Origin of the sequence: Citrobacter tructae (genome assembly GCF_004684345.1) — a bacterium.
GTDB classification, from domain to species: Bacteria; Pseudomonadota; Gammaproteobacteria; order Enterobacterales; family Enterobacteriaceae; genus Citrobacter; species Citrobacter tructae.
This window is the reverse complement of sequence record NZ_CP038469.1, coordinates 4,669,075-4,682,113: the sequence shown is the minus strand read 5'-3', so window position 1 is coordinate 4,682,113 and position 13,039 is coordinate 4,669,075. Positions and strand designations below refer to the sequence as shown.

General features: G+C 52.8%; 14 protein-coding genes. 3 read left to right on the top strand and 11 right to left on the bottom strand.

What is annotated here, in order from left to right; all coding sequences use genetic code 11:
* The first annotated feature begins 59 nt into the window (after positions 1 to 59).
* Entirely contained in the window at positions 60 to 1,610 is a 1,551-nt protein-coding gene (gene mltF / locus E4Z61_RS23030) for a membrane-bound lytic murein transglycosylase MltF (protein ID WP_135324730.1), read from the top strand.
* A 55-nt stretch (positions 1,611 to 1,665) separates the two neighbouring features.
* Here the strand turns inward: mltF and tadA are convergent, their stop codons facing one another.
* The 4 genes from tadA to murQ form a co-directional block, all read right to left on the bottom strand.
* Entirely contained in the window at positions 1,666 to 2,130 is a 465-nt protein-coding gene (gene tadA, locus E4Z61_RS23025) for a tRNA adenosine(34) deaminase TadA (RefSeq protein ID WP_240703889.1), read from the bottom strand.
* 89 nt (positions 2,131 to 2,219) lie between these two features.
* Positions 2,220 to 2,855, bottom strand: coding sequence for a phosphatidylglycerophosphatase C (yfhb, locus tag E4Z61_RS23020; RefSeq protein ID WP_135324728.1), 636 nt, complete (start codon positions 2,853 to 2,855; stop codon positions 2,220 to 2,222).
* A gap of 3 nt (positions 2,856 to 2,858) precedes the next feature.
* On the bottom strand, positions 2,859 to 4,223 hold the full coding sequence (locus E4Z61_RS23015) for a PTS transporter subunit EIIC (protein WP_135324727.1): 1,365 nt from the start codon (positions 4,221 to 4,223) through the stop codon (positions 2,859 to 2,861).
* Positions 4,224 to 4,232: 9 nt separating this feature from the next.
* Complete coding sequence (gene murQ, locus E4Z61_RS23010; protein ID WP_135324726.1) at positions 4,233 to 5,126, bottom strand: N-acetylmuramic acid 6-phosphate etherase; 894 nt, start codon at positions 5,124 to 5,126, stop codon at positions 4,233 to 4,235.
* Between the two features lie 117 nt (positions 5,127 to 5,243).
* On the opposite strand from murQ, the gene E4Z61_RS23005 reads away from it, so the two are divergent.
* Together E4Z61_RS23005 and E4Z61_RS23000 are read left to right on the top strand one after the other, a co-directional pair.
* Positions 5,244 to 6,092, top strand: coding sequence for a MurR/RpiR family transcriptional regulator (locus E4Z61_RS23005; RefSeq protein WP_135324725.1), 849 nt, complete (start codon positions 5,244 to 5,246; stop codon positions 6,090 to 6,092).
* A 55-nt stretch (positions 6,093 to 6,147) separates the two neighbouring features.
* Positions 6,148 to 6,408, top strand: a complete 261-nt coding sequence (locus E4Z61_RS23000) for a YfhL family 4Fe-4S dicluster ferredoxin (RefSeq protein ID WP_003037590.1) — start codon at positions 6,148 to 6,150, stop codon at positions 6,406 to 6,408.
* On the opposite strand, the gene acpS is transcribed toward E4Z61_RS23000, so the two are convergent.
* The 7 genes from acpS to lepA all read right to left on the bottom strand — a co-directional run bounded on the left by acpS (position 6,405) and on the right by lepA (position 12,926).
* Entirely contained in the window at positions 6,405 to 6,785 is a 381-nt protein-coding gene (gene acpS / locus E4Z61_RS22995) for a holo-ACP synthase (RefSeq protein WP_135324724.1), read from the bottom strand. The genes E4Z61_RS23000 and acpS overlap by 4 nt on opposite strands.
* Positions 6,785 to 7,516, bottom strand: a complete 732-nt coding sequence (pdxJ, locus tag E4Z61_RS22990; protein ID WP_135324723.1) for a pyridoxine 5'-phosphate synthase — start codon at positions 7,514 to 7,516, stop codon at positions 6,785 to 6,787. The genes acpS and pdxJ overlap by 1 nt, the downstream gene beginning before the upstream one ends.
* An 11-nt stretch (positions 7,517 to 7,527) precedes the next feature.
* Entirely contained in the window at positions 7,528 to 8,256 is a 729-nt protein-coding gene (recO, locus tag E4Z61_RS22985; protein ID WP_135324722.1) for a DNA repair protein RecO, read from the bottom strand.
* A 27-nt stretch (positions 8,257 to 8,283) separates the two neighbouring features.
* The gene (gene era / locus E4Z61_RS22980; protein WP_135324721.1) at positions 8,284 to 9,189 is read right to left on the bottom strand and encodes a GTPase Era; all 906 of its coding nucleotides are present in this window, start codon (positions 9,187 to 9,189) and stop codon (positions 8,284 to 8,286) included.
* On the bottom strand, positions 9,186 to 9,866 hold the full coding sequence (gene rnc, locus E4Z61_RS22975) for a ribonuclease III (protein ID WP_003037579.1): 681 nt from the start codon (positions 9,864 to 9,866) through the stop codon (positions 9,186 to 9,188). The genes era and rnc overlap by 4 nt, the downstream gene beginning before the upstream one ends.
* A 270-nt stretch (positions 9,867 to 10,136) precedes the next feature.
* Positions 10,137 to 11,111: a signal peptidase I gene (lepB, locus tag E4Z61_RS22970; protein WP_135324720.1), complete on the bottom strand. Its 975-nt coding sequence runs from the start codon at positions 11,109 to 11,111 to the stop codon at positions 10,137 to 10,139.
* Between the two features lie 15 nt (positions 11,112 to 11,126).
* Positions 11,127 to 12,926, bottom strand: a complete 1,800-nt coding sequence (lepA, locus tag E4Z61_RS22965; protein ID WP_135324719.1) for a translation elongation factor 4 — start codon at positions 12,924 to 12,926, stop codon at positions 11,127 to 11,129.
* Positions 12,927 to 13,039: the final 113 nt, after the last annotated feature.

Below are 13,039 nucleotides of genomic sequence, written 5' to 3'. Positions count from 1 at the left end.
CACTTCTTAACCCCGACCATAGCAAGCTGAAAAAACGCACGGTTCAGAGAATTAACTAATTGAAAAAATTAAAGATTAATTATCTGTTTATCGGCATATTGACGTTGCTGCTGGCAGCGGCCCTGTGGCCATCTATTCCCTGGTTCGGTAAAGCCGACAATCGTATCGCCGCCATTCAATCGCGGGGAGAGTTACGCGTCAGTACTATTGACTCCCCCTTAACGTATTCCACTCTTACCGGGAAACGGTTCGGGCTGGATTATGAGCTGGCCCAACAGTTCGCCAGCTATTTAGGCGTGACGTTAAAAGTCACCGTGCGCCAGAACATTAGTCAGCTTTTTGACGACCTGGATAGCGGTAACGCCGACCTGCTAGCCGCAGGCCTGGTGTATAACAGCGAACGCGTTAAAAATTACCAGCCAGGCCCAACCTACTACTCTGTTTCACAACAGCTGGTGTATCGGGTCGGGCAATATCGTCCGCGAACCTTGGCCAGCGTGAACGATAAACAGCTGACCATCGCCCCCGGACACGTGGTGGTAAATGATCTGCAACACCTGAAAGAGACAAAATTTCCTGAACTGAGCTGGAAAGTCGATGATAAAAAGGGCACCACTGAACTGCTCGATGACGTCATCAATGGCAATCTGGACTACACCATTGCCGATTCGGTCGCCATCAGCCTGTACCAACGCGTACATCCGGAGCTGGCCGTGGCGCTGGATGTCTCCGACGAACAGCCCGTCACCTGGTTTAGTCGTCTGGATGACGACAATACGCTTTCTGCCGCACTGCTGGATTTCTTTAACACCATCAATGAAGACGGAACACTTGCGCGGCTGGAAGAAAAATATCTCGGGCATGGCAATGATTTTGACTACGTCGATACCCGCACTTTCTTACGTGCGGTCGACAGCGTATTGCCGGACCTCAAGCCGCTGTTTGAGAAATATGCGCAGGAGATAGACTGGCGACTGCTTGCCGCCATCTCTTATCAGGAATCACACTGGGATGCGCAAGCAACATCCCCGACCGGCGTACGCGGTTTGATGATGCTGACCAAAAATACCGCCCAGAGCCTCGGGCTGACTGACCGAACCGACGCCGAGCAGAGCATCAGCGGGGGCGCACGCTATCTGCAGGATATGATGAGTAAAGTCCCGGATACCGTCCCCGAGGGAGAACGGATCTGGTTTGCACTTGCCGCCTATAACATGGGGTATGCGCATATGCTGGATGCTCGCGCGCTAACGGTGAAAACCAAAGGCAACCCGGATAGTTGGGCCGACGTCAAACAGCGCCTGCCGCTGCTCAGCCAGAAACCCTGGTACAAAAAGCTGACCTATGGCTATGCGCGGGGCCACGAAGCCTATGCTTACGTAGAGAATATCCGTAAGTATCAGATAAGCCTGGTGGGATATCTGCAGGAGAAAGAAAAGCAGGCGGTAGAATCGCAACAGCTGGCGCAGGATTATCCGGCGGTTTCGCCCGCAGAACTGTCAGGTAAAGAGAAATTCCCGCTCTCTGCGTTTCTCTCTCAAACCTCGTCAAACTATCTGACGCATACCCCTTCACTGCTGTTCTCCCCGCAGAAGAAGGCGGAGAAATAGTGGCATACTCTTGTCGAATGGCAGCTTAAAAGCCTTATCCGACTTACAACCGCAATCAATCCGTTGCAGATTTCTTCAAGGCTTTAATTTCCTGACGACGCATACGGAAGAAATCACTGAGCAGCGTGGCGCATTCATCGCGCAATATGCCTTCCGTAACCTCAACCCGGTGATTCATTCCCGGATGATGCAACACATCCAATAACGAACCTACCGCACCTGTTTTCGCATCGCGCGCGCCAAACACCACCCGGCCAATACGGCTGTGTACCATCGCACCAGCGCACATCACGCATGGCTCCAGGGTGACGTACAGTGTAGCATCCAGTAAACGGTAATTTTGCAGTACCAGTCCGCCCTGACGCAGCGCCATAATTTCAGCATGGGCAGTCGGATCGTGGTGACCAATCGACCGGTTCCAGCCTTCACCAATAACGCGATTGTTATGCACCAATACTGCACCCACCGGAACTTCACGCTCATCCCAGGCGCGCCTAGCCAGCGTTAAAGCATGACGCATCCAGTACTCGTGGCTAAATTCAACATCAGACAATGGCAGAACTCCAGTAATTAAAGCGGGCGCATTATACACAGACGCTATCGTTTACTCTATTCGAGTTGTTGTAGCTCTCCATGTGGCGTGACGCGCCAGCGATGCTGGCAGAACGAGAGCAGAGGATTGTCCTGTTTACTGTCGCTGTAACCGCTGTAAAGCGATAGCGGTGCGCCAATCTGCCGTTCCAGTTGGGTGACTTTCTCATGGCCCAGACAGCGCAGAGGCAGCACCCAGCCGCCGTAACCGCGCGCCATTTGACTGGCGATAAGATTCACCCGCGGGAGCCACGGCGTGTCGAAGTAAACCTGCTCGACCAACGACCGCGGGGAGCCGGTGATCAGCCAAATGTCAGCATCGGCGCTTAACAGATAGGTAGTCAGGCGCTGCTGTACGATCGGAAACGCCGTAACGTTATGGCGAAACCAACGAACAAAATCGTCCTGATGGGCTTTCAGGCGCGCTTCACTCCGACCAAAAGTGCATCCCCACAGGAGCAGACTCATTGGCCAGCGGGCGGCACGCCCTTTGATCAACATCGCCACCGCGATAATCGGTAACAGCGGCAGTACAAGCAACGCATTCAACGGTTGGCGACGCAGCAGATAGCGCAGAAAACTACCGAACATATCCTGCTGGTGTAACGTACCGTCCAAATCAAAAAATACAACGCGACGCTCGTGATTGGTCAAACCTTAGTCCTCTGGATCGTTGAACCCCAATAGCCAGGTAAACAAGAACCCGGCAATAACCGCTACCAGATAGCCTAACAGATAGAACATCACTTTTCCGGCAACAATCGTCAGCGCCAGCGGTAATCCCGAGATGCCAAAGGTGATAACCGTCGCGACCTTCCAGTAGCTGATTAGCGCCCCTCCGACCGCACCACCAAGGCAAGCGCCGATAAACGGTTTACCGAGCGGCAACGTCACGCCAAAAATCAGCGGTTCGCCGATACCCAGCAATCCTACTGGCAGCGCGCTTTTGATCACTTTTTTCAGCCGTGCGTTACGGGTTTTCATCAACACGGCAATCGCTGCGCCAATCTGTCCGACCCCCGCCATCGCCAGGATGGGAAACAGCGCGTTGTAGCCATGCGCCTGCACCAGCTCAACGTGAATCGGCACCAGCCCCTGATGTAATCCGGTTAACACCAGTGGCAAAAAGGTTCCCGCCAGTACCGCACCGACCAGGAAACCACCGCGATCGATAGCCCAGGAGGCTCCGTGGGCAATGGATTCGGAAATCCAGCCACCTAGCGGTTGCAGCGCCACAATCGCTATCGTCCCGGTAATGAGGGTGGTCAGTAATGGGTTGAGGATCAGCTCCAGCGATTCCGGCAACACCTCGCGGAATTTGCGTTCGATCCAGCACATCAGCGCCACCACCAGCAGCACCGCAATAACCCCGCCGCGCCCGGGCTGTAGCGCTTCGCCAAATAGCGTAATTTGCGCCAACTGAGGGCTAGAGAGAATGCCGGCCATCACACCGCCCATCGCCAGCGAACCCCCAAACACTTTGGCTGTATTCACCCCCACCAGAATATTCATTATGGCAAAAACGGCACTGCCGAAGATGCCCATCAACCCCAGCATATTGGGATAATGGGTGGCAAAATCGCCAACAATATCCGGGCGTTTCAGAATGTTAATAATGCCGGTAATCAAACCGGAAGCGATAAACGCCGGGATTAGCGGAATAAAAACGTTCGCCAGTTTACGCAGCGCATCGCTCATTGGCGCTTTGTACTTCGCTTTAACCTCTGACTTCGTGCGCTCAATGTCGTTTGCATCCGGACGTTCACTGTCATCGGCAATCAGAGAACGCATGGCATCCACCACTTTGGCGGCCTTACCTGGACCGACAATAATCTGGTGCTGCGCCCCCTGCTTCACATAGCCGCTGACGCCAGGCAACTGCTTCAACCGGGAAATATCCAGTTGGTCGTCATTCTGTACTTCTACCCTGACGCGGGTCATACAGTTTTCCAGGCGCAGAATATTTTTTTCTCCGCCTACTCCCAGCAAGATATCGCTGGCAAGCGCCGCCGTTTTGTCCATATGCACCTCTTAGTTTTCTAATGCCGCGCGTAAAAAACCCTGGTGAGCGGAGAGTTTTGCTCTGGCTGCCGTCGCGTCTAACCCGGTCAATGCCATCAGAATGGCGGGTTTAACATCAAAGTCAGTTTGCTCTAACAACGCTTCTGCTTCTTCACGCGCAATACCGGTGGCCTCTACCACCATACGACACGCTCTATCTACCAGCTTGGCGTTGGTTGCTTTCATATCTACCATCAGGTTCTGATACACCTTGCCAAACTTCACCATCGCACCGGTGGAGATCATGTTCAGCACCAGTTTCTGCGCGGTGCCCGACTTCAGACGGGTTGAACCTGTCAGCGCTTCCGGACCAACCACTACAGAGATGGCGATATCCGCTTCACGGGCGATCGGTGAGTCCGGATTACAGGAAATCGCTACCGTCGTACAGCCCACCGTACAGGCAAATTTCAGGCCGCCAATGACGTACGGTGTACGGCCAGATGCCGCGAGGCCGACAACTAGATCCTGCGCGGTCAGATTCAGCGCCCGCAGGTCATCTTCCCCGAGCTGCTGGTTATCTTCCGCACCTTCAACCGCCTTCAACAACGCCCCCGGCCCGCCCGCAATCAGCCCGACCACCAGTCCGTGTGGTACGCCGAAAGTCGGCGGGCATTCAGATGCATCCAGCACACCGAGGCGCCCACTGGTTCCTGCGCCCATGTAAATAATCCGCCCACCGTCTTTCAACGCTTTCGCTGCCGCATCAACCGCATGCGCAACTTCAGACAGTGTCGCTTTTACTGCTTCCGCTACCAGCGTATCCTGTTGATTAAAGCGATGTACCAGCTCAAGCGTGGATAACGCATCGAGATCCATCGTCTGTGGATTGCGGGTTTCTGACACTAACGCACCGAGATTCATTTTTTGTTCCTTAGGAATTTTTAATTCATAATAATCCGTCATAATGGAATATTATATTCACCCAGGCGAGTGAAATTTTGTTTTGTAATCGCCATCACGTTTTCGCCAGGAGACAGCATGAACTGTTTGATTCGCATTCGTCAGCGTTACCCGGACCTCGCACAAAGCGATAAAAAGCTTGCGGATTATCTTCTTTCGCAGCCGGATAATGCGCGTCATCTCAGCTCACAACAACTGGCCTTTGAAGCGGGCGTTAGCCAGTCCAGCGTCGTAAAGTTCGCGCAGAAAATGGGATTTAAAGGCTTTCCGGCACTCAAACTGGCCATCAGTGAAGCGCTGGCAAGCAATCCCAATCCGCATTCTGTTCCGGTGCACAATCAGATTCGCGGTGACGACCCCATGCGCCTGGTGGGTGAGAAGTTGATTCAGGAGAACGTGGCGGCGATGCATGCCACGCTGGACGTCAATAGCGAAGAAAAACTGATAGAAAGCGTCACGATGCTGCGCTCTGCCCGGCGTATTATCCTGACCGGGATTGGTGCCTCAGGGCTGGTGGCGCAAAATTTTGCCTGGAAGCTATTGAAAATTGGATTTAATGCGGTGGTTGAACGCGACATGCACGCCCTGCTGGCGACGGTGCAGGCGCTTTCACCAAACGATCTCCTACTGGCGATTTCGTATAGCGGGGAACGCCGTGAGCTTAATCTGGCTGCGGATGAAACGTTACGTACCGGGGCCAAAATCCTTGCGATTACCGGATTTACGCCCAATGCCCTACAGCAGCGCGCCACCCGTTGTCTGTACACGATTGCCGAAGAACAGGCTACACGCAGCGCCGCGATTTCATCAACCCATGCGCAAATGATGCTGACCGATTTACTGTTTATGGCGCTGGTGCAGCAGGATCTCGAGCATGCCCCTGAACGTATTCGCCACAGCGAAGCTCTGGTAAAAAAACTGGTCTGAGCAAAGAATGCGCGTATAATGCCCGCCCGATTTGTGATGTTTTGAGAGTTTCCTGATGGCCCTGTTAATCACTAAAAAGTGTATCAATTGTGATATGTGCGAACCCGAATGCCCGAATGAGGCGATTTCGATGGGTGACAGCATTTACGAGATTAACAGCGACAAATGTACGGAATGCGTAGGCCATTACGACACGCCTACCTGCCAGAAAGTGTGCCCGATCCCCAATACCATTTTGAAAGATCCGGCACATGTCGAAACAGAAGAACAGCTGTGGGATAAGTTTGTGTTAATGCATCACGCGGACAAGCTTTAACTCTCGATAATTACCGTGGCACAGGCGTAGTGACGTTCATCGGCCAGCGTCACGTGCATATGCATAACACCGAGTTTTTCCGCCAGTTTTAGCGCCTCTCCCCATAACCGCAGACGCGGCTTACCGAGTTCGTCGTTAAACACTTCAAACTGATTAAATGCCAGGCCGTTGCGAATACCGGTACCAAAAGCTTTTGCCGCCGCCTCTTTTACCGCAAAGCGCTTCGCCAGAAAACGCACCGGTTGCTGATGCGTTTCCCAGATAGCCCATTCGTTATCGCTGAGGACACGTCTGGCCAGCCGATCGCCGGAACGGGAGATTACCGCTTCAATGCGGGCAATCTCCACGATATCCGTCCCTAATCCCAGAATCGCCATTAGCCACGCGCTTCCAGCATCAGGCGTTTCATTTCTACTACCGCCTCTTTCAGACCGCTCATCACCGCACGTCCGATGATCGCATGACCAATGTTCAGCTCATGCATTTCCGGGATCCGCGCAATGGCTTTGACGTTGTGATACGTCAGGCCGTGACCGGCATTCACCTTCAAGCCCAGACCTGCCGCAAAAGTCGCTGCTTTCGCAATACGCGCTAATTCGCTGGCCTGTTCCGCATCGGTTTTCGCATCAGCATAACAGCCGGTGTGAATTTCAATGTACGGCGCGCCAACATCAGCAGCAGCTTTAATTTGTTGTTCATCGGCATCGATAAACAGCGAAACCAAGATCCCCGCATCAGCCAGGCGTTTGCAGGCATCACGCATTTTTTCGCGCTGGCCCGCAACGTCCAGGCCGCCTTCAGTGGTGACTTCCTGGCGCTTTTCTGGCACCAGGCAGCAAAAATGCGGTTTTGTTTCAACGGCAATCGCCAGCATCTCTTCCGTCACCGCCATTTCCAGGTTCATGCGCGTATCCAGCGTTTGACGCAGAATACGCACATCTCTGTCGGTAATATGACGGCGGTCTTCACGCAGATGAACGGTAATACCATCCGCTCCCGCTTGCTCAACGATAAACGCCGCCTGAACCGGGTCCGGGTATGCGGTGCCGCGTGCATTACGTAACGTGGCAATGTGGTCAATGTTGACGCCTAACAGTAATTCAGCCATGACAATCCTCGTTATTCATTATTTGTTTTTACTGCGCGTTTTGGCATAAATTGCCGGAACAGTTCCCGGCTTTTTAACGGCTTACCACCAAGATACGGCTTTAACGCCATGCGGGTAAAGCGTTTCGCGGCGCGTAACGTATCGACATCCGGAAATTCACGCAACTCAAGCGCTTTGAGATGGCGTCCGGTAAAGGTGTTGTTATCAATAACGACGCTGGCGATAAACCCTTTCTCTTCCCGGTAGCGATAGGTCATGGTGTCATCCACAGGCTCGCCGCTGCCCGCACAATGGGTAAAATCCACGCCATAACCCAGATGACCGAGCAGCGCCAGCTCAAAGCGACGCAGCGCAGGCTCTGGCGAACCTGTCGCGCCAGCCAGCGCCTGAATACAGTTCAGGTAGTCGAAAAAGAGTTCAGAAAAGCGGGTCTCATACTCAAGTACGCGAGAGATGAGCTCGTTGATATACAGACCGCTGTACAGCGTGATTCCGCTAAGCGGGAGCGCCAGAGAAACGGCTTCAGCACTACGTAGGGTTTTGACCTCGCCACGTCCACCAAAGCGAAGTAATAACGGGGTAAAAGGCTGGAGAGCGCCTTTAAGATTGGAGCGTTTGGAACGTGCGCCTTTAGCCACCAGGCGCACGCGACCCGACTCTTCCGTGAAGACGTCCAGCACTAAACTGGTTTCGCTCCAAGGGCGACTATGCAAGACAAAGGCGCGTTGCCATCCTTCCATATACTCGCCGTTTTTCAGAAGATGAGTTTAGACGTCGTCGCCGTAACCGAGGCTACGAAGCGCGCGTTCGTCATCGGCCCAGCCGGATTTCACTTTCACCCACAGTTCAAGATGTACAGGTGCTTCGAACATTTCCTGCATGTCTTTACGCGCTTCGATACCGATGGTTTTTATTTTGGACCCTTTGTTGCCAATCACCATCTTCTTCTGTCCTTCACGTTCAACGAGGATCAGACCGTTGATATCGTAGCCGCCACGTTCGTTAGGGATAAAACGCTCAATCTCAACGGTTACGGAATACGGCAGTTCAGCACCGAGGAAACGCATCAGCTTTTCACGGATGATTTCGGAGGCCATAAAACGCTGCGAACGGTCGGTGATGTAATCTTCCGGGAAGTGATGAATAGCTTCCGGCAGATGTTTGCGCACAATGCCCGCGACAGTATCAACATTCATACCCGTTTCGGCAGAAATCGGTACAATATCGAGGAAGTTCATCTGGCTTGCCAGGAACTGCAGGTGTGGCAGCAGATCGGCTTTTTCCTGTACGTTATCAACTTTGTTGATCGCCAGGATAACCGGGGCTTTACCGTCACGCAGTTTGTTCAGCACCATTTCGTCGTCCGGCGTCCAGCGCGTGCCTTCCACGACAAAAATAACCAGCTCAACGTCACCAATAGAGCTGCTGGCCGCTTTGTTCATCAGGCGGTTGATGGCGCGCTTTTCTTCCATGTGCAGGCCCGGGGTGTCAACATAAATAGCCTGATACGCACCTTCGGTATGAATACCGACAATGCGGTGACGGGTCGTCTGCGCCTTACGGGAGGTAATGGAAATCTTCTGCCCAAGCAGATTATTCAACAGGGTGGATTTACCGACGTTCGGGCGACCGACGATGGCAATAAATCCGCAATAGGTTTTTTCTTCGCTCATTCCAGCTCCAGTTTTTTTAACGCCTGTTCGGCGGCAGCTTGCTCAGCCTTACGACGGCTAGAACCTGTGCCAACCACCGGTTCACTCAGGCCGCTAACCTGGCAGTGGATAGTAAATTCTTGATCGTGCGCTTCACCACGGACCTGAACTACCAGATAAGATGGCAGCGGCAGGTGGCGACCCTGCAAATATTCCTGCAAACGCGTTTTCGGATCTTTTTGTTTGTCGCCCGGACTAATTTCATCCAGACGGGTTTGATACCAGTTAAGAATCAGTTGCTCAACAGTCTGAATATCACTGTCGAGGAATACGCCGCCGATCAGTGCTTCGACCGTATCTGCCAGAATAGATTCACGACGGAAGCCGCCGCTTTTCAGCTCGCCCGGTCCCAAACGTAAACATTCGCCGAGATCAAACTCACGGGCTAATTCAGCCAGTGTATTTCCACGCACCAACGTGGCGCGCATGCGGCTCATATCGCCTTCATCCACGCGCGGAAAACGATGGTACAACGCATTGGCGATAACAAAGCTCAAAATAGAGTCGCCTAAAAACTCTAAGCGCTCGTTATGTTTGCTGCTGGCACTGCGGTGAGTTAATGCCTGCTGCAACAGCTCCTGATGATTAAAAGTGTAGCCCAGCTTCCGTTGAAGCCGATTAATTACGATGGGGTTCATGCGATACCAATAAATGAATGCGTCAACAATCCAGCACACGAAACAGACCTGATATACGCCATTCGGTTAGCCGTTTCGGCTTCGCCTGAATGTTCTTGTATACGAATCAACGCTGTTTCGTGTGCCGTGGCAACCTGACGGTGCCAACCTAAAACTACGGGGGAATATTCTATACACAACGACAAGGAATGTCGTTAGTCTGCGGGAATTTATCCGAGAAATAATTCACGCTGCCGCCATAATGACGACAACGTGAACGATTATCAGCGATTAATGAATGCCACCAATTCGGCTTAAACGAACACCGGTCGGCCATTCACCTTCTTGCTTGTCGAAACTCATCCAGATAGCCGTTGCTTTACCTACCAGATTCGCTTCCGGTACAAATCCCCAGTAACGGCTGTCCGCGCTGTTGTCACGGTTATCACCCATCATGAAATAGTGCCCCGGTGGAACAATCCAGGTCGCCAGTTGTTGACCCGGCTGGCGGTAATACATCCCCACCTGATCTTGCGCGATTGGCACGGTCAGAATACGGTGCGTCACTTCACCCAGCGTCTCTTTACGTTCGTTCAGGCGAATACCGTTTTCTTTCGTTTCGTTCAGTGGAACGTCGAAGAAACCGCTGGTCGCTTCGCCGCCATTGCGACGAGCAAAGGTCTGCACGAAATCGCTCGGTTGAACGTCTGAGTACGTGACCGGCAAAGCGTTTTCACACGCTTGACCGGAGCTGCATCCTGGCTGGATCGTGACCTCTTTCGCCACAGGATCGTACGTCACTTTGTCTCCCGGTAAACCGACAGCGCGTTTGATGTAGTCCAGACGTGGATCTTCCGGGTATTTAAACACCACGATATCACCACGTTTCGGATGGCCCGTTTCGATCAATGTTTTCTGATAAATCGGATCTTTAATTCCGTAGGCAAATTTCTCCACCAGAATAAAGTCACCAATTAACAGCGTCGGCATCATCGAACCCGATGGGATCTGGAACGGTTCATAAATAAATGAACGCACCACCAGCACGATCGCCAATACTGGGAAAACGGATGCCCCAGTTTCCAGCCAGCCCGGCTTAGGGGAGACTTTTTTCAGCGTTGCGTTATCCAGTGAATCACCCGCTGCGGCTTGTGCCGCAGCCTGACGCTCCCGGCGTTTTGGCGCAAAGATAAACTTATCTACGCACCATAAAATGCCCGTCACCAGTGTGGCAATCACCAGAATCAGGGCAAACATATTCGCCATGCCAACTCCTTAGGATTATTTGCTGTCTTTACCGACATGCAGAATGGCGAGGAACGCTTCCTGAGGCAGTTCGACGTTACCGATCTGCTTCATGCGTTTTTTACCTTCTTTCTGTTTCTGCAGCAGCTTTTTCTTACGGCTGATATCGCCGCCATAGCACTTAGCCAGAACGTTTTTACGCAGCTGTTTAACTGTTGAACGCGCAATGATGTGCGTACCAATAGCCGCCTGAATCGCGATATCAAACTGCTGGCGCGGGATCAGCTCTTTCATCTTTTCCACCAGCTCACGACCACGGCTCTGCGAATTATCACGGTGAGTGATCAGTGCCAGTGCATCAACACGCTCGTTGTTAATCAAAACATCAACACGCACCATGTCAGAGGCCTGGAAGCGTTTGAAGTTGTAGTCCAGTGACGCATAACCACGAGACGTCGACTTCAGGCGGTCGAAGAAGTCGAGCACCACTTCAGCCATTGGGATTTCATAGGTCAGCGCAACCTGGTTACCGTGGTAAACCATGTTGGTCTGTACGCCACGCTTCTCGATACACAGCGTGATGACGTTACCGAGGTAAGCCTGCGGCAGCAGCATGTGACACTCAGCGATCGGCTCGCGCAGCTCATAGATGTTGTTCAGCGGCGGCAGTTTAGACGGGCTGTCGACATAGATAGTTTCTTTGCCCGTGGTTTCCACTTCGTACACCACGGTCGGCGCGGTGGTGATCAGATCCAGATCGTATTCACGTTCCAGACGTTCCTGAATGATCTCCATGTGTAGCAGACCGAGGAAGCCACAGCGGAAGCCGAAGCCTAACGCGGTAGAGCTTTCTGGTTCGTAGAACAGGGAGGCATCGTTCAGGCTCAGCTTGCCTAACGCATCACGGAAGTTTTCGTAATCGTCAGAGCTGACCGGGAACAGACCGGCGTAAACCTGTGGCTTAACCTTTTTAAAACCTGGCAGTGCTTTATCTGCCGGATTACGTGCCTGGGTTAGCGTATCGCCAACCGGTGCGCCAAGGATGTCTTTAATCGCACAAACCAGCCAGCCCACTTCGCCGCACTTCAGTTCGGTACGGTCAACCTGTTTCGGCGTGAAGATCCCCAGACGGTCTGCGTTGTAGACCTGCCCGGTGCTCATCACTTTGATTTTATCGCCTTTACGCATGGTGCCGTTTTTAATACGCACCAGCGAGACAACACCCAGATAGTTATCGAACCATGAGTCAATGATCAGCGCCTGCAGCGGGCCTTCCGGATCTCCTTCCGGCGGCGGAATATCTCGTACCAGACGTTCCAGAACGTCGGTCACACCAACGCCGGTTTTCGCCGAGCAGCGTACCGCATCTGTCGCATCAATACCGACGATATCTTCGATCTCTTCTGCCACGCGCTCAGGATCGGCTGCTGGCAGGTCAATTTTGTTCAGTACCGGCACCACCTCGAGATCCATTTCCAGGGCGGTATAGCAGTTAGCCAGCGTTTGTGCTTCAACACCCTGCCCGGCGTCAACCACCAGCAGAGCACCTTCACAGGCAGCAAGCGAGCGGGAAACTTCATACGAGAAGTCCACATGGCCCGGGGTGTCGATAAAGTTAAGCTGGTAGGTTTCACCATCAGATGCTTTGAAATCGAGCGTCACGCTCTGCGCTTTGATAGTAATACCGCGCTCACGCTCAAGATCCATCGAGTCGAGAACCTGCGCTTCCATTTCACGGTCAGACAGGCCACCGCAGATCTGGATAATACGGTCAGACAGCGTCGATTTACCGTGGTCGATGTGAGCTATGATTGAAAAGTTACGTATGTTCTTCATATAGTGTAATTATTGTGCCTTACGCCTGCCTGAGCAGGCTCTGAGAAGTCGCTGTTCTGAGCTTAACGTCTGTTTAAGTGAAACGCCGCATTCTACACTACAACGCTGAGGCG

Coding starts and splice junctions, on each gene's coding strand:
- acpS (WP_135324724.1), bottom strand. CDS start 6,785: ATGGCGATTCTGGGATTAGGGACGGATATCGTGGAGATTGCCCGCATT.
- pdxJ (WP_135324723.1), bottom strand. CDS start 7,516: ATGGCTGAATTACTGTTAGGCGTCAACATTGACCACATTGCCACGTTA.
- rnc (WP_003037579.1), bottom strand. CDS start 9,866: ATGAACCCCATCGTAATTAATCGGCTTCAACGGAAGCTGGGCTACACT.
- recO (WP_135324722.1), bottom strand. CDS start 8,256: ATGGAAGGATGGCAACGCGCCTTTGTCTTGCATAGTCGCCCTTGGAGC.
- lepA (WP_135324719.1), bottom strand. CDS start 12,926: ATGAAGAACATACGTAACTTTTCAATCATAGCTCACATCGACCACGGT.
- E4Z61_RS23000 (WP_003037590.1), top strand. CDS start 6,148: ATGGCCCTGTTAATCACTAAAAAGTGTATCAATTGTGATATGTGCGAA.
- tadA (WP_240703889.1), bottom strand. CDS start 2,130: ATGCGTCATGCTTTAACGCTGGCTAGGCGCGCCTGGGATGAGCGTGAA.
- lepB (WP_135324720.1), bottom strand. CDS start 11,111: ATGGCGAATATGTTTGCCCTGATTCTGGTGATTGCCACACTGGTGACG.
- E4Z61_RS23005 (WP_135324725.1), top strand. CDS start 5,244: ATGAACTGTTTGATTCGCATTCGTCAGCGTTACCCGGACCTCGCACAA.
- E4Z61_RS23015 (WP_135324727.1), bottom strand. CDS start 4,223: ATGGACAAAACGGCGGCGCTTGCCAGCGATATCTTGCTGGGAGTAGGC.
- era (WP_135324721.1), bottom strand. CDS start 9,189: ATGAGCGAAGAAAAAACCTATTGCGGATTTATTGCCATCGTCGGTCGC.
- murQ (WP_135324726.1), bottom strand. CDS start 5,126: ATGAATCTCGGTGCGTTAGTGTCAGAAACCCGCAATCCACAGACGATG.